This is a genomic window from Tepidimonas sp. HKU77, from assembly GCF_049728535.1.
Classification (GTDB): Bacteria; Pseudomonadota; Gammaproteobacteria; order Burkholderiales; family Burkholderiaceae_C; genus Tepidimonas.
In genome coordinates this window covers 2,022,703-2,038,382 of the sequence record NZ_CP187300.1, presented here as the reverse complement: position 1 = coordinate 2,038,382, position 15,680 = coordinate 2,022,703, and the positions used below count along the sequence as shown (strand labels likewise).

12 protein-coding genes are annotated in these 15,680 nt (G+C 67.5%); 3 read left to right on the top strand and 9 right to left on the bottom strand.

The genetic code is table 11. The features are described from left to right. Window positions 1-18 precede the first annotated feature (18 nt). The 9 genes from ACPP3B_RS09820 to argB form a co-directional block, all read right to left on the bottom strand. The gene (locus ACPP3B_RS09820; RefSeq protein WP_424858868.1) at window positions 19-783 is read right to left on the bottom strand and encodes a glycosyltransferase family 25 protein; all 765 of its coding nucleotides are present in this window, start codon (window positions 781-783) and stop codon (window positions 19-21) included. Window positions 784-792: 9 nt separating this feature from the next. Further along, window positions 793-1,284 carry a thioesterase family protein gene (locus tag ACPP3B_RS09815; RefSeq protein ID WP_424858867.1) on the bottom strand — a complete coding sequence of 164 codons (492 nt, stop codon included), beginning with the start codon at window positions 1,282-1,284 and terminating at the stop codon, window positions 793-795. 37 nt (window positions 1,285-1,321) lie between these two features. Further along, window positions 1,322-2,086: an enoyl-CoA hydratase gene (locus ACPP3B_RS09810; protein WP_424858866.1), complete on the bottom strand. Its 765-nt coding sequence runs from the start codon at window positions 2,084-2,086 to the stop codon at window positions 1,322-1,324. Between the two features lie 11 nt (window positions 2,087-2,097). After that, window positions 2,098-3,333 carry an acetyl-CoA C-acyltransferase gene (locus ACPP3B_RS09805; RefSeq protein ID WP_424858865.1) on the bottom strand — a complete coding sequence of 412 codons (1,236 nt, stop codon included), beginning with the start codon at window positions 3,331-3,333 and terminating at the stop codon, window positions 2,098-2,100. Between the two features lie 22 nt (window positions 3,334-3,355). Then, window positions 3,356-5,767 carry a 3-hydroxyacyl-CoA dehydrogenase NAD-binding domain-containing protein gene (locus ACPP3B_RS09800; protein WP_424858864.1) on the bottom strand — a complete coding sequence of 804 codons (2,412 nt, stop codon included), beginning with the start codon at window positions 5,765-5,767 and terminating at the stop codon, window positions 3,356-3,358. A gap of 35 nt (window positions 5,768-5,802) precedes the next feature. Then, window positions 5,803-6,240 carry a DUF2147 domain-containing protein gene (locus ACPP3B_RS09795; protein ID WP_424858863.1) on the bottom strand — a complete coding sequence of 146 codons (438 nt, stop codon included), beginning with the start codon at window positions 6,238-6,240 and terminating at the stop codon, window positions 5,803-5,805. Window positions 6,241-6,272: 32 nt separating this feature from the next. After that, on the bottom strand, window positions 6,273-8,081 hold the full coding sequence (locus ACPP3B_RS09790; RefSeq protein WP_424858862.1) for an acyl-CoA dehydrogenase C-terminal domain-containing protein: 1,809 nt from the start codon (window positions 8,079-8,081) through the stop codon (window positions 6,273-6,275). 53 nt (window positions 8,082-8,134) lie between these two features. After that, window positions 8,135-8,815, bottom strand: coding sequence for a TetR/AcrR family transcriptional regulator (locus ACPP3B_RS09785; RefSeq protein ID WP_299019507.1), 681 nt, complete (start codon window positions 8,813-8,815; stop codon window positions 8,135-8,137). Between the two features lie 127 nt (window positions 8,816-8,942). Then, window positions 8,943-9,845, bottom strand: coding sequence for an acetylglutamate kinase (gene argB / locus ACPP3B_RS09780; RefSeq protein WP_299019505.1), 903 nt, complete (start codon window positions 9,843-9,845; stop codon window positions 8,943-8,945). A 28-nt stretch (window positions 9,846-9,873) separates the two neighbouring features. Here argB and ACPP3B_RS09775 point away from each other — a divergent pair, with 28 nt between their 5' ends. The 3 genes from ACPP3B_RS09775 to miaB all read left to right on the top strand — a co-directional run bounded on the left by ACPP3B_RS09775 (window position 9,874) and on the right by miaB (window position 15,628). Beyond that, window positions 9,874-11,427, top strand: coding sequence for a CHAD domain-containing protein (locus ACPP3B_RS09775; RefSeq protein WP_424858861.1), 1,554 nt, complete (start codon window positions 9,874-9,876; stop codon window positions 11,425-11,427). 69 nt (window positions 11,428-11,496) lie between these two features. Beyond that, a complete protein-coding gene (locus ACPP3B_RS09770) occupies window positions 11,497-14,226 on the top strand; it encodes a cation-translocating P-type ATPase (protein ID WP_424858860.1) in 2,730 nt (909 codons plus the stop codon). A gap of 58 nt (window positions 14,227-14,284) precedes the next feature. Next, window positions 14,285-15,628 carry a tRNA (N6-isopentenyl adenosine(37)-C2)-methylthiotransferase MiaB gene (gene miaB, locus ACPP3B_RS09765; protein WP_424858859.1) on the top strand — a complete coding sequence of 448 codons (1,344 nt, stop codon included), beginning with the start codon at window positions 14,285-14,287 and terminating at the stop codon, window positions 15,626-15,628. The last annotated feature ends 52 nt before the right edge of the window (window positions 15,629-15,680 follow it).

Genomic DNA, 15,680 nt, shown 5'->3' with positions numbered 1-15,680 from the left:
GACGGAATGGGAAGAACGTCATGAAACCGGAAAGGATTGACGGGCGCCATACCATGCGTTGCGCAGCGAATAATCTGCCTGCAGACTCCAACGGCGTAAACGCTCACCCCACCTCCGATGGGGACGCCCCCCTACCCAGATGCTGCTGTCTTCGGAGGAAGGGGCCATGGTGACGATCGAGGGCAGGACGCCATAAACGCGTAGGTCGCACTCCCACCAATATCGCACATCCACATCGACCGGGCGGGCGAAGGGAATGCGTCGATTCAGCAATTTTCGCGCACCTGCGCGACTGAGCACGTAGCCGTTGCTCATGCTCGGCACCCGCTGGTAAATGATCCAGTCCCAGTCGCCTGTGAGCGCTTGGCGCGCACGGGGCCGCTCGTCGGGACGGCTATAGAGTTTGATCAGGTCCCAACCCTCATTCCCAAGGTTTTGCAGCGCAGTGATGATCTCGCAAAATCTATCGGCGAGAGCAACATCGTCTTCCAACACGACGATGGCTGGCCAATCCGATGCAAGCAGATGCTCACACGCCCGCAAGTGACTGGCATAACAGCCCTTCTCGCCATCGACCAGCGGTCGAAAAAATTGTTTCGCATTCAACGAGGGCGAATACAGACGCACTTGTTCTTGGGGCGACAATTCCGACCACAATACCCCAGACAATCGCGAATAGGGAAATGGTAACCCAGACAGCAGCGCCTCCATGCGCTCGCGCCGTTGGACGTCACGGTCCAGGTTGATGTAAACCAGCGGCCACACAGTCGAACGCTGCCCCATGGGCATCCATCACGACACGATATACACCCCCGCCCCCGTCGCCAGCAGCTTGCCGTCGAGGGCGAGGAAGGCCATGCGCGTAGAGGCCACGCGCGAGCCCAGGCGCAGCACCTCCGCTTCCAACCGGAACCCCTCGCCGATACCGGGGCGCAGATAGTCGACGCGCAAGTCGATGGTGCCGAGTTTCGCAAAACGCTGCAGCCGCTGCGGCACGGGTTCATCCATGTGGCGCGCGCCGATGGCCGCCATCACGGCCAGGCCGCCCATCGCGTCCAGACTCGCGCTGATGACGCCGCCGTGGATGCGATGGTAGGCAAAGTGCCCCACCAGATCCGGGCGCATGTCGATGTGGGCGGTCACGCGCTGGGGCTCGATGGCATCGATGCGTAGGCCCAAGACGCGGTTGAAGACGATCTTTTGTTCGAAAATCTCGCGCACGCCGTCGATGAACTCGGCTTCGAACGGCGGCATCGGGGACGCAGCGGCAGCGGAGCGGCTCATGGTTGGCGCACACGAGTCGTCGAGTAAAAGGATGGCACTACACCCGGCTGAAGTCGGGCGTGCGCTTTTCGAGGAACGCCTGGAACGCTTCTTTGGCGGCGGGGCCGCGCAAGAGTTGCGCAAACACGGTGGCCTCGTCGTGGATGCACTGCACCACGGCGTTTTGCTGCGCGCCCTTCATGAGGCGCTTCGTCTCCATCAGCGACGCCAGGGGTTTGGCAGCGAGTTTACGGGCCACCCCTTGCGTGTAAGCGTTGGCCTCGGTGGGCGGCAGCACTTTGTTGACCAGGCCGACTTCCAGCGCGGCTTCGGCATAGATCGGTTCACCCAGCAGCAGCGCCTCGGCCGCGCGGTGGTAGCCCATCATGGCGGGCGCGAGCAAACTCGCGGCGCCTTCCACGCACAGCCCCAGGTTGACGAACGGCATAGAAAACGCCGCGTTGTCGCCCGCGTATACCAAGTCGCAGTGGAACAGCATCGTGGTGCCGATGCCCACCGCCGGTCCGCACACGGAGGCCAGCAGCGGCTTCGGGAACGTGGCGATGGCACGCAAAAAGCGCAGCACGGGGCTGTCCGCCCCCATCGGGGGCTGGTTCAAAAACTCCTCGATGTCGTTGCCCGCGCAAAACATCGATTCGCTGCCCTGGATGACCACGGCACGCACGGCCGAGTCGTCGACGGCCGTGGCCAGCGCATCGGCCAGCGTGGCGTACATGGCGCTGGTCAGCGAGTTTTTGCGCGCCGGGCGGTTGAGCGTGAGCGTGAGCACGCCCGCTTCGCGGTGTTGCAGGATATCGGACATGGCGTGCTCCATCATACCCGCTCAAAGATGCCGGCGGCGCCCTGCCCCATGCCCACGCACATGGTGACCATGCCGTAGCGCAGCTGGTGGCGGCGCAGGGCGTGCACGACGGTGGCGGAGCGGATGGCACCGGTGGCGCCCAGCGGGTGCCCCAGCGCGATGGCGCCGCCCATGGGGTTGACCTTGCCGGGGTCGAGCCCCAGTTGGTTCATGACCGCCAGCGACTGCGCGGCAAACGCTTCGTTGAGTTCGATCCAGTCGAGGTCGTCCTGCTTCAGGCCCGCGGCGCGCAGCGCGGCGGGGATGGCCTCGATGGGACCAATGCCCATGATGTGCGGCGGCACGCCGCGCGCGGCATAGCCGACGAACCGCGCCAACGGCTGCAGGCCGAATCGTTTGACCGCCTCCTCACTGGCGAGGATGAGCGCGCCGGCCCCGTCGGACGTCTGCGAGCTGTTGCCCGCGGTCACAGTGCCCAACCCGGTGGGGGTGAGATCCGCCCGGCGGGGGGTGGCGAACACGGGCTTGAGTTTGCCCAGCGCCTCCAGGTTGGTGTCGGCCCGCGGGCCTTCGTCCAGCGTGACGGTGCGCGTGCGGGTACGAACCTCACCACTGTCGAGGTCGAGCGTGCGCTCGACCACGTCCACGGGCGTGATTTCGTCGGCAAATTCGCCAGCCTGCTGGGCGCGGATGGCGCGCTGGTGCGACTGCAGCGCAAACGCATCTTGCGCCTCACGGCTGACCTTCCATTGCTGCGCGACCTTCTCTGCCGTCAGACCCATGCCGTAGGCGATGCCGTAGTCCTCGACATTGTCCAGGTTGGCAAAGATGCTGGGCGACAGGCTGGGCGTGTTGCCCATCATGGGCACCATGCTCATGCTCTCCACGCCGGCGGCGATCATGACGTCGGCCTCGCCGACGCGGATGCGGTCGGCGGCCATCTGCACGGCCGACAGGCCCGATGCGCAAAAGCGGTTGACGGTGATGCCACCCACGCTCTTGGGCAGACCGGCCAGCACGGCGCCCACGCGCGCGACGTTGAGGCCCTGCTGGGCCTCAGGAATCGCGCAACCGCAGATCACGTCTTCGATGGCAGCGGGGTCGAGGCCCGGCACTTGGGCGACGGCAGCGCGCAGCACGTGGGCCAGCAGGTCGTCGGGCCGGGTGTGGCGAAAGTAGCCCTTGTGGGATTTGCCGATCGGCGTGCGGGTGGCCGCGACGATATAGGCGTCTCGAAGGTGTTTCATGTCGGGTATCTCCGCATCGGGGTCAGTTGCGCAGCGGCTTGCCGGTATTGAGCAGCGCCATGATGCGTTCCTGGGTCTTGGGCTGGGTGATCAGGGCGCAGAAGGCCTCGCGCTCGAGCTTCATCAAGTACTCTTCGCTGACCAGGGTGCCCGGCTCGACGTCACCGCCGGTGACGACGTGGGCGATGCGGCTGGCGATCTCGAAGTCGTACGCGGTCATGAAGCCACCGTCGCGCATGTTGACCAGCGACCCCAGGATGGTGGCCTTGCCCGAACGCCCGGCGACGGGGAAGAGCCGCTTGAGCGGCGGGCGGTAGCCGGCCTCGGCCATGGCCTGCGCGGTGCGCAGCGCCACGAACAGCAGCTCGTCGCGGTGCGGCACGATCAGGTCGCTGTCCAGCAGGTAGCCCAGCTTTCGGCTCTCCAACGCGCTCGTGCCCACGGTGGCCATCGCCGCAGCCTTGAAGCCTTCGGTCAAGAAGGGCAGCAAGTCGGTGCCGGTCGACAGACGCGCGTTTTCCGCGGCGCGGCGGGCGATATAGGTCAGCCCGCCCGCGCCGGGAATGAGGCCCACACCCACTTCCACCAAGCCGATGTAGCTCTCCATGTGCGCGACACGGCGGGCACAGTGCACCGCCAGCTCGCAGCCGCCACCCAGCGCCATGCCGCGCACCGCAGCCACGGTCGGCACCAGCGCGTAGCGCAGGCGCAGCATAACGCGCTGCATCTCCGACTCCACCGACTCGATGGCCTGCACGCCCATGGCCGCAAACGCGGGCAGCGTGGCCTGCAGGTCGGCACCCACCGAAAACGGCTCGTCGCCCGACCACACGACCAGGCCGCCAAAGCGCGCCTCGGCCTCATCCACCGCGCGGTCCAGCCCCTCCACCACCGCCGGGCTGATGGCGTGCATTTTGGTCTTGAGGCTGGCGATTAGCACATCGTCCAGTCCGGGACGCGCCAGCGTCCACAGGCGGATCGCGTCGTCCTCATACACCGTGGTGCCATCGGTGCGCCAGTCGGGGCCGGTCTCACCGAACACGCGCTCGCGGTAGAGCTGGCGCGCGTGCACCGGCAGCGTGCGCGGCGGCTCGAACCGACCGGTGGCCGGGTTCCACGAACCTTCGGGCTGGTGCACCCCACCGCGCTCGGCCACCGGACCGTGGAACACCCACTCCGGCAGCGGCGTGCGGCACAGTGCGCGCCCAGCGTCGATATCTTCCTGCACCATGCGTGCCACGTCCAGCCAGCCCGCCTCTTGCCAAAGTTCGAACGGCCCCTGGCTCATGCCAAAGCCCCAGCGCATGGCCTGGTCCACGTCACGCGCGGTCTCGGCGATGGTTTGCAAGTGCACCGCGGCGTAGTGAAAACCGTTGCGCAGGATGGCCCACAGGAACTGCCCCTGCGGCCCCTCGGCGTGGCGCAGCAGCTTCAGCCGTTCGGCCGCGGGTTTTTTGAGCATACGGCCGTACACCTCGTCGGCCTTGGCGCCCGCGGGCACGTAATCGCCCTTGGCCAGGTCGAAGCGCAGCACATCACGCCCCGCCTTTTTGTAAAAGCCCGCCTTGGTCTTTTGGCCCAGGTGGCCTTTGTCGAGCAGTGCCTGCAGCACCGCCGGGGTGGCAAAGGTGTCGTAGAACGGGTCGGTCTCGGGGTTGAGCTGGGTTTGCATCGTGCGGATCACGTGCGCCAGCGTGTCCAGCCCCACCACGTCGGCGGTGCGGAAGGTGCCACTGGAGGCGCGCCCCAGGCGCTTGCCGGTGAGGTCATCGACGATGTCGAACGTCAGCCCGTAGCGCTCGGCTTCGCGCATGGTGGAGAGCATGCCCGCGATACCGATGCGGTTGGCCACGAAGTTGGGCGTATCTTTGGCGCGCACCACGTTCTTGCCCAGCGTGGTGGTGACAAACCCCTCCAGCGCATCCAGCACGTCGGCGCGCGTTTGCGCGGTGGCGATCAACTCCACCAGCGGCATGTAGCGCGGGGGGTTGAAGAAGTGGATGCCGCAAAAACGCGGGCGCAGCGCCTCGGGCAGCGGCTCGGCGAGCTGGCCAATCGACAGGCCCGAGGTGTTGGTGGCCAAAATGGCGTGCGGCGCCAGGTGCGGGGCGATGCGCGCGTAGAGCTGGTGTTTCCAGTCCATGCGCTCGGCGATCGCCTCGATCACGAGGTCACACTCGCCCAGCCGCCCGATGTGTTCGTCATAGTTGGCGGGCTCGATCAGGTCGGCCTCGTCGGCCACGCCCAACGGGCTGGGTTTGAGCTTTTTCAGGTTGGCGATGGCCTGACGGGCGATGGCGCTCTTGTCGGCACCGTCCTTGGGCAGGTCGAACAGAATCACGGGCACGCGCACGTTGACGAGATGGGCGGCGATTTGCGCGCCCATGACGCCCGCGCCCAGCACGGCCACGCGGCGAACTTGGAATCGAGACATGGATAGGGTTCCTCGCGGTCAGCGGGCGCGGCGCGTCACTGCGCGCGCACCCAGGTTTGGGTACGACCGATGAACAGCACCGAGCCGCGCACCTCCAGCTTGGCCCCGCCCTCGACGGGCGTCAGGCGCACGTTGTAGGTCTTGCCGGATTCGGGATCGAGGATGGTGCCGCCTTCCCAGACGTCCTTGCCCTCGACCTTGCGCACGCCGCGGATGATCTCCAACCCCACCATGGGCTGGTCTTTGCGGTCATCGGTGCAGGCGGTGCAGCGCCGGTTGGGGTCCGCCCCCTTGCGCAGCAGCTTTTCGATACGACCGGTCAGGACACCGTCTTTCTCGGTGATCACGACCTCGCTCTTGAGCTCCTTGGTCTGGTCGTCGATGGTGTGCCAACGGCCCACCGGGGTCATTTGCGCCCAGGCGGGCAGCACCAGGGCCGACAAGACAGTGACGAAGGTGGTACGGATGTTCATCGATCGTCTCCTCTGTGAGTGAAAAATGCCGTTCAAATACCCTCGACACCCAGGGCGGCGTCGGTGTTCATCAGCGACGCCACGCCCGCGCGCGCCTGGCGCGTGAGCGTCGCCGTCTCCGGGAAGAGGCGCGTGAAGTAAAAGCGCGCCGTTTGCAGTTTGCCCTGGTAGAAGGGGTCGGTGCTGCCCGCCGCGATCGCCTTGAGCGCCGCCGACGCCATGCGCGCGAAGAAGTAGGCAAACACCAGATGCCCCGCCACGCGCAGGTACGGCACGGCCGCAGCACCCGCCTCGTCGGGGTTTTGCAGCGCCTTGAAGCCCATTTCGGTGGTGAACTTGGTCATCTGCTCAGCCAGCTGCGCCAGCGGGTTGATGAATTCGCTCATCTTCTCGTTGACGCCCTCTTCCTCGATGAGCGCCTGCACCAGCTTGCCGAACTTCTTGAGCGTGGCGCCGTTGTTGGCCAGCACCTTGCGCCCCAGCAAGTCGAGCGACTGAATGGTGTTGGTACCCTCGTAGATCATGTTGATGCGGGCATCGCGCACGAACTGCTCCATGCCCCATTCTTTGATGTAACCGTGGCCGCCGAAGACCTGCAGGCACTCGTTGACCGCGATGAAGCCGTTGTCGGTCAGGAATGCCTTGGCGATCGGGGTCAGCAGCGCCAGCAGCTCGGCGCTGTCCTTGCGCACCTGTTCATCGGGGTGGTGCAGCTCCTTGTCCAGCAGCAGCGCACAGTAGATCAGCAGTGCACGGCCGCCCTCGGCGTAGGCCTTGGCGGTCAGCAGCATGCGGCGCACGTCCGGGTGCACGATGATGGGGTCGGCGGGCTTGTCCTTGGCCTTGGGGCCGGAGAGCGCGCGCATCTGGATGCGGTCCTTGGCATACGCCAGTGCGTTTTGGAACGCCACCTCGGTCAGGCCCACCGACTGGTTGCCCACGCCCAGGCGCGCGGCGTTCATCATCACGAACATCGCCTGCAGCCCCTTGTTCGGCTGGCCCACCAGCGTGCCCACGGCGCCATCCAGAATCATCTGGCACGTAGCGTTGCCGTGGATGCCCATCTTGTGCTCGATGCCGCCACAGTAGATGGCGTTGCGCTCGCCCAAGCTGCCGTCGGCGTTGACCTTGAACTTCGGCACCACGAACAGGCTGATGCCCTTGGTACCCGCGGGGGCATCGGGCAGGCGCGCCAGCACCAGGTGCACGATGTTTTCCGCCAGATCGTGCTCACCGGCCGAGATGAAGATCTTCTGCCCGGTCAGCTTATACGTGCCGTCGGGCTGGGGTTCGGCCTTGGTGCGCAACAGGCCCAAATCGGTGCCGCAGTGCGGCTCGGTCAGGCACATGGTCCCGGTCCACTCACCCGAGGTGAGCTTGGGCAGGTACAGACGCTTTTGCTCCTCGGTACCGTGCGCGTGTAGGCATTCATAGGCGCCGTGGCTCAAGCCGGGATACATCGTCCAGGCTTGGTTGGCGCTGTTGAGCATCTCGTAGAACGCCTGGTTGACCACGAACGGCAGGCCCTGGCCGCCGTACTGCGGATCGCAGCTCAGCGCCGGCCAGCCACCGGCCACGTACTGCGCATACGCCTCTTTGAAGCCGCTGGGCGTGGTCACGGTGTGCGTGGCCTTGTCCAGCCGGCAGCCCTCGGCGTCCCCGCTGATGTTGATGGGGAAGGCCACCTCGGCGGCAAACTTGCCGCCCTCCTCCAGCACGGCATTGATGGTGTCGGCATCCACCTCGGCGTGCGGCGGGCAGACCTTGAGTTCATCGACGACACGCAGCACTTCGTGCAGCACGAATTGCATGTCGCGCAGGGGCGGGGTGTACTGGGGCATGGGGAGTCTCCTTCCGAAAACGGGCAGACAGGGGTTGAAAGAAGCCCCGGCGCTTACGCGAGGTAGCGCGCCAGGATGTTGTCGAAACCGGTGCGGGCGCGCTGCAGGCCCTCGGCCGTACGCAGGAAGCGGGCTTCGTAGTGCAGCGCCAGGATCAGGCCGTGGATCTCGAAAGCGATCTGCGCCGGGTCGGCGTCGGTACGCAGGTGGCCTTCGTCGATAGCGAGCCGAATCGCGCGGCGCAGCGCGGCCTGCCAAGTCGTGACCGTCTCCACCAACGCGTCGCGCACGGGGCCAGGGCGGTCGTCGAACTCGACCGCGCCGCTGATATAGATGCAGCCGGAGTCGATCTCCAGCGAGGTCTGGCGCATCCAGTTGTCGAACAGCGCGCGCAGCCGCGGCAGCCCGCGGGGCTGCTCCAGCGCCGGACGAAAGACGTCGCGCTCGAAGCGCTCGTGGTATTCGCGCACCACCGAAATCTGCAGCTCTTCGCGCGAGCCAAAGTGCGCAAAGACGCCGGACTTGCTCATGCCCATGACCTCGGCGATGGCGCCGATGCTCAAACCCTCCAGCCCCACTTGCGACGCCAGCGACAGCGCGGCATCGATGATGGCAGCCTTGGTCTGCTGGCCTTTCTGGGCGGCCTTGGACAGCCGGGGCTGGCTGGCGCTGCGAGCGCGGCGCGCGGGTGTCGCGACGGTGGCGCTGCTCGACGGGCGAACGTCTGCGGTCATGCGGCCCTCTAAAATAAAACGAACGATCGTTCTATTTTAGAGGCCACTCGTGGGTTGTCAACCGAAATTTTTGCGACCGGTGCTGGGCAGCTGCCTTTGGGGCAGCAACCGCGCTCGGCGCGCCACTTCAGTGCGAGCGGATCATGGTGCCAAACGGCTGGTCACCAAGCACCTCGAGCAGTAGCGCATGCGGCACACGCCCGTCGATAATGTGCACCGCCTTGACGCCACTCTTGGCGGCATCCAGTGCACCGGCAATCTTCGGGATCATGCCACCGCTGATGGTGCCATCCGTCACCAGCTCGTCGATGCGCCGCGGCGTGAGCTCGGTCAACAGCTGGCCGTCTTTGTCCAGCACGCCGCGGATGTTGGTCAACATCAACAGCTTTTCGGCCTGCAGCACGGTGGCCAGCTTGGCCGCCACCACGTCGGCGTTGATGTTGTAGCTTTCGTTGTGCTCGCCAAAACCAATCGGACTGACCACCGGGATGAACTGATCCTCCTGCAACGCGCGCACGACCGAGGGATCGATGGAAACAATGTCGCCCACCTGGCCAACGTCGTGCTCCACGCTCGGATCGTTGACATCGACCATGCGCAGCTTGCGCGCGCGAATCATGGCGCCGTCGCGCCCGGTCAGGCCCACCGCCTTGCCGCCCGCGCGGTTGATGAGGCCGACGATGTCTTGCTGCACCTCGCCGGCCAGCACCCACTCGACGACCTCCATCGTCTCGGCGTCGGTCACGCGCATGCCCTGGATGAACTGACCCTGCTTGCCCAAGCGCTTGAGCAACCCCTCGATCTGCGGCCCACCGCCGTGCACCACGACGGGGTTGATGCCCACCAGTTTGAGCAGCACCACATCCTCGGCAAACGCGGCCTGCAAGAGCGGATCCGTCATCGCATTGCCGCCGTACTTGATGACCATCGTCTTGCCGTGGTAACGCCGGATGTAGGGCAGCGCTTGGCTCAGAATTTCGGCCCGGTCGGCTGGGGCCACGTGCGAAAGGTCGCGGGGAGGTTGGTTCATGGTGGCTAATGCGGCTACGATCGAACAAATGTCAGCATCGGAGGGCATTGTGCCGCAAGAAATCGAGCTCAAGTTTGCGCTTGCGGGCTGGCGCGCCGAACAGGCCCTGCAGCGGCTAAGCCAGCATCCGCTGCTGCGCCGGCGCAAGCGCCAGCAACAGCGCCTGATCAACCGTTACTACGACACGCCCGACGGCTGGCTGCGCCAGCAGCGCTGTGCGCTGCGCATCCGCGCCATCGAGCCGCTGCCTGGCGCGGCGGGCGTGCCGTCTGAAGCCGCTCGCCCGGTGCGCACCTACGAGCAGACCCTCAAAACCGCCGGCAGCGGCCACGGCGCTTTGAGTGTGCGCGGGGAGTGGACGGCCCCGCTGCGGCGACCCGCGCTGGATGAGGCCGCGTTACGCTCGACACCGCTGGCGCAGGATCCGGCATTCGACACACAGGTGCGGGCACTGCAACCCGTGCACGAGACCCGCTGCGTGCGCACCACCTGGGTCGTGCGTAGCCGCGACGGCAGTGTGGTCGAGGTCGCGCTCGATGCCGGCGACATCCGCGCGGCGGGACGACGCGCGCCGCTGCTGGAGCTCGAGCTGGAGCTCCTGCGGGGTGACGCCGATGCACTGATCGCCATGGCCGAGGCGCTGGCTCAGCACCTGCCGCTGTTGCCCGCGCGCATCAGCAAGGCCGAGCAGGCGCAACGCCTGGCCGATGGTACCCACGACGCCCCCATCACCGCCCGCGCGCTCGACTTGCCGCGCGCGGCGGACCCCGCTTGCGTGGCCCGCGCCGCTCTGGGCGACGCGCTGGGGCAGTTGTGCGACAACCTCGCGTTGGCCGCCCGCAGCGACGCGCCAGAGGCCATCCATCAGGCCCGTGTCGGTTGGCGGCGCTGGCGCAGCCTGTTGCGGCTGCTGCGCCCGTGGCTGCCTCCCCCGCCCGCGATGCAAGCGCTGCGCCCCCTGCTAGACACCCTGGGTACGGTGCGCGATCTGGACGTCGCGCGCACCGAAACCCTGGCCGAGTGGGGGCCGCTGTATGTCGAAGACGAGTCCGCCCACCCCGAGCGCGTGCGCGCCGTGGAGCGCGCCCAGCAGCAGCTGGCGCGCGGCGCGCACCAAGCCCGGCGCGCCCTGCGCGCGCAGCTGGGCGACCCCGCCATCACTGCCGCGCTGGTGGCGTGCGCCGCCTGGCTGCAGCAGCTGCCGGCGCAGGTGGACGCCGACCCCGACTGGGGTATCGAGCGCTTGGCGCGCTGGCACGCGCGGCTGCAGCGCCACCTGCGCACCGCAGACCCTGCCCAGCCCGGCGCTGCCGAGGCCCTGCACGAGGCGCGCCTGCTGGCCAAACGACTGCGCTACGGCTCGGAAGCGTTGTCGCCCACCCTGCCCGGGCGCGCCGCGCGGCGCCTGCAGCGCTGGCAGCGCGACGCCCGCGGCTGGCAAACCCGCATCGGCCGCTGGCGCGACCTGCTGCGCGCGGCGCAACTGCTCGAGGGGCCACGCGCCGCCCCGCCGTCGAGGGCACTGGCCGCGTTCCTGCGCGGGGCGGCCGTGGCCGGTCAACGCGCAGAAATCGCTGCCTGACCCCGGCCGCTGCGGAACCCGGCGGCGGCGGAAACGATCCCACGCGATAACCTTACTCTCTCCATGGTCATGAACACACACCCGCGCCCCGCTGCCACTGACACGCCCGCCGCCGACACCCCATGGCACGCGCTGCCCTGCGACGACGTGCTGCACCAATGGCAAAGCTCGGCGCGCGGCTTGGGCAGCGCGCAGGCGCAGGCGCGGCGCGAGCGCTACGGCCCCAACCGCCTGGCCGAAGCCCCGCCCACCCCGTTGTGGCGGCGGGTGCTGCGACAGTTCAACAACCTGCTCATCCTCATCCTGCTGGCGGCGGCCACCATCACGGCGCTGCTCGGGCATGGCATCGACGCCGGCGTCATCCTGGCGGTGGTATTGCTCAACGTCACCATCGGCCTGATCCAGGAGGGCAAGGCCGAGCGCGCCCTGGCCGCCATCCGCGCGCTGCTCACGCCTCACGCGCAGGTCTGGCGCGACGGGCGCTTGGTCGAGGTGGACGCGACCGAACTCGTCCCCGGCGACGTGGTGCAACTCAGTGCCGGCGACCGCCTGCCCGCCGACGTGCGCTGGCTGCGCACGCACGACGTGCAGGTGGACGAATCCATGCTGACCGGGGAGTCCGTGCCCGTCGGCAAAGACCCCGCCCCCGTCGACGCGCACGCTGCGCTCGGCGACCGGCGCAGCATGGGCTATGCCGGCACACTGGTCACGCGCGGCCAGGGCACCGCAGTCGTCGTGGCTACCGGCATGGCGACCGAGATGGGGCGCATCGGCCGCCTGCTACAAAGCGTGGGCGACACCGCCACGCCACTGGTGCGACAAATGGCGCAAATGGGGCGCTGGATCACGCTGGCGGTGCTGGCCGCCGCCGCGTTGTTGTTCGGCGTGGGCTGGGGGTTGCGCGGGCTGCCAGCACTGGATACCTTCATGGCAGCGGTGGGGCTGGCCGTGGCCGCCATCCCCGAGGGGCTGCCCGCGATTCTGTCGGTGACGCTGGCCATCGGCGTGCAGCGCATGGCGCGACAACGCGCCATCGTGCGCCAGTTGCCTGCGGTGGAGACGCTGGGCTGCGTCACCGTCATCTGCTCCGACAAGACCGGGACGCTGACGCGCAACGAAATGACGGCACAGACCGTCGTGCTCAGCGACGGTATCGTCACGGTGGAAGGCAGCGGCTACGCCCCTCAGGGCGCGCTGCTGCGCGACGGGCACCCACTGCAGGCGGCGGAGCTCTGGCGCGAAGCCCCCGCACTGTTGCTGCTGGCCGAAGGCGTGGCGCTGTGTAACGATGCCGCGCTGGTACAGGACGAGTCGGGCCAGTGGCAGCTCAGCGGCGACCCGACCGAGGGCGCCTTGCTGACACTGGCGATGAAAGCGGGGCTCGACCCCAACACCTTGCGCGAAGAGCGCCCGCGCGTCGCGCTGCTGCCGTTCGAGTCGGAGCGCCGCTACATGGCCACCGCGCACGCCGATGGCGACACACTGCGCGTGTGGGTCAAAGGGGCGCCGGAGGCGATTCTGGCGCGCTGCTCCCACGTGCTCGACGATCGGGGAAAGACCGTCGCACTCGACGCCGCCCCTTGGCAAGCCCAGGCCGACGCCCAAGCGGCCCAGGGCCGACGGGTACTGGCCGTGGCCACGGTGCGCGTGCCCGCGGGTAACGCGCTCACCCATGACACGGTGCGCGACGGGTTGACCCTGGTCGGCCTGGTCGGCATCATCGACCCGCCACGTGAGGAGGCCATCGAGGCCGTGGCGCAGTGCCGTGCCGCCGGCATCCGGGTCAAAATGATCACGGGTGACCACCTGGTCACCGCGCGGGCGATCGCCGCCCAACTCGGCTTGGGCGAGCACCTGCAGGCCATGGCGGGGCAGACGATCGACACCCTGGACGACGCGGCACTGCGGCGCGCCGTGCGCGAGGTCGACGTCTTTGCGCGCGCGGCGCCCGAGCACAAGCTGCGACTCGTGCGCGCGCTGCAGGCCAACGGCGAGGTGGTGGCCATGACGGGCGACGGCGTCAACGACGCCCCTGCGCTCAAAGCCGCCGACGTGGGCGTGGCCATGGGCCACAAGGGCACGGATGCCGCCAAGCAAGCCGCCGCCGTGGTGCTGACGGACGACAACTTCGCCACCATCGCGCGCGCCGTGCGCGAAGGCCGCACCGTCTACGACAATCTGCGCAAGGTCATCACGTTTTTGCTGCCCATCAATGGGGGCGAATCGGTGTCACTGCTGGTGGCGGTACTGTTCGGGCTGGCGCTGCCCATCGCACCGGTGCAAATCCTCTGGGTCAACATGGTCAGCTCCATCGCGTTGGCCATGGTGCTGGCGTTCGAGCCCACCGAACCCGACATCATGCGCCGCCCCCCACGCCCGCCGGGCGAACCGATCCTGACCCCCTTCGTGCTGTGGCGCATCGGTTTGGTCTCCACGCTGTTTGCGGCCGGCATCTTCGGCACCTACCAATGGGCGCTGGACGCCGGCTACCCCCAGGCCATGGCGCAGACGCTGGCCGTCAACACGCTGGTGGCGATGGAGATCTTCTACCTGTTCAGCGTGCGCTACCTCAAGGCCCCTTCTTTCACCTGGGTGGGCGTGCAGGGCACCCCGCGCGTGCTGGCCGCGGTGGGCGCCGCGTGCGCGCTGCAGGCGGGCTTTACCTACCTGCCCCTCATGCAAACGTGGTTTGGCAGTGCGCCGCTGCCGCTGCCGTGGATCGGCATCAGCGCCGCCATCGGCGTCGCCGTCCTGGGGGTGCTGGAGCTAGAAAAAGCGCTGCTGCGCGCGAGGCGCTAGACTAGCGGGCTTTCCCCGGTTCAGCCCCTGGCTCTACACCACGCACCGCTGACGCACCATGCCCAAAAAAGTCTACATCCGCACCTTCGGCTGCCAGATGAACGAGTACGACTCGGACAAGATGGCCGACGTCCTGGCCGCCGCCGACGGCTACGAGCCCACCGATGACCCCGAGCAGGCCGACCTGATCCTGTTCAACACCTGCTCCGTGCGCGAAAAGGCGCAGGAAAAGGTCTTCTCCGACCTGGGGCGCGTCAAACACCTGAAGAAAAAAGGCGTGCTCATCGGCGTGGGGGGCTGTGTGGCCAGCCAAGAGGGTGAAGCCATCATCCAGCGCGCGCCCTACGTGGACGTAGTGTTTGGCCCGCAGACGCTGCACCGCCTGCCCGAGCTGCTGCGCGAGCGCGAGCGCCAGGCGCGGCCGCAGGTGGACGTCAGCTTCCCCGAGATCGAAAAGTTCGACCACCTACCCCCCGCCCGCGTCGAGGGTGCCTCGGCGTTCGTCAGCATCATGGAAGGCTGCAGCAAGTACTGCAGCTACTGCGTCGTGCCTTACACGCGCGGAGAGGAAGTCTCGCGCCCGCTGGAGGACGTGCTGGTGGAGGTCGCCGGCCTGGCCGAACAGGGGGTCAAGGAAGTCACCCTGCTCGGCCAAAACGTCAACGCCTGGCGCGGTGGCGACGGCGAGGACTTCGCCCTGCTGCTCGAATGCGTGGCCGACATCCCGGGCATCGAGCGCATCCGCTACACCACCAGCCACCCCAACGAATTCACGCCGCGCCTGATCGAGGCCTACGCGCGTATCCCGAAGCTGGTCAGCCACCTGCACCTGCCCGTGCAGCACGGCAGCGACCGCATCCTGATGGCGATGAAGCGCGGCTACACCGTGATGGAGTACAAGAGCACCGTGCGCAAGCTGCGCGCCGTGCGACCCGACCTGAGCCTCTCGAGCGACTTCATCGTCGGCTTCCCAGGCGAGACGGAAGACGATTTCGCCAAACTCATGAAGCTGGTCGACGATATCGGCTTCGATGCGAGCTTCAGCTTTATTTTCAGCCCACGCCCCGGTACACCAGCGGCCAACCTGCCCGACGACACGCCCCACGACGTCAAGCTGCAACGACTGCAAACGCTGCAAAAGGCATTGGAAGGCCATGTCGCGCGCATCAGCGCCAGCCGTGTGGGCACCGTACAGCGCATCCTGGTCGAAGGCCCGTCCAAGAAAAACCCGCACGAACTCATGGGCCGCACCGCCTGCAACCGCATCGTCAACTTTGACGGCGGCCCACACGCCCAGCGCCTCATTGGGCAGATGATCGACGTCACCATCACCCAGGCGCTGCCGCACTCGCTGCGGGGGACGGTGGTGGTGCGCGAATGCCAAGCCCCACTCTCCGCCTGACGGCTGAACGCCACCGCTCGTCCACCCACCCGGCCCGCTCGTCGCGTCCGCG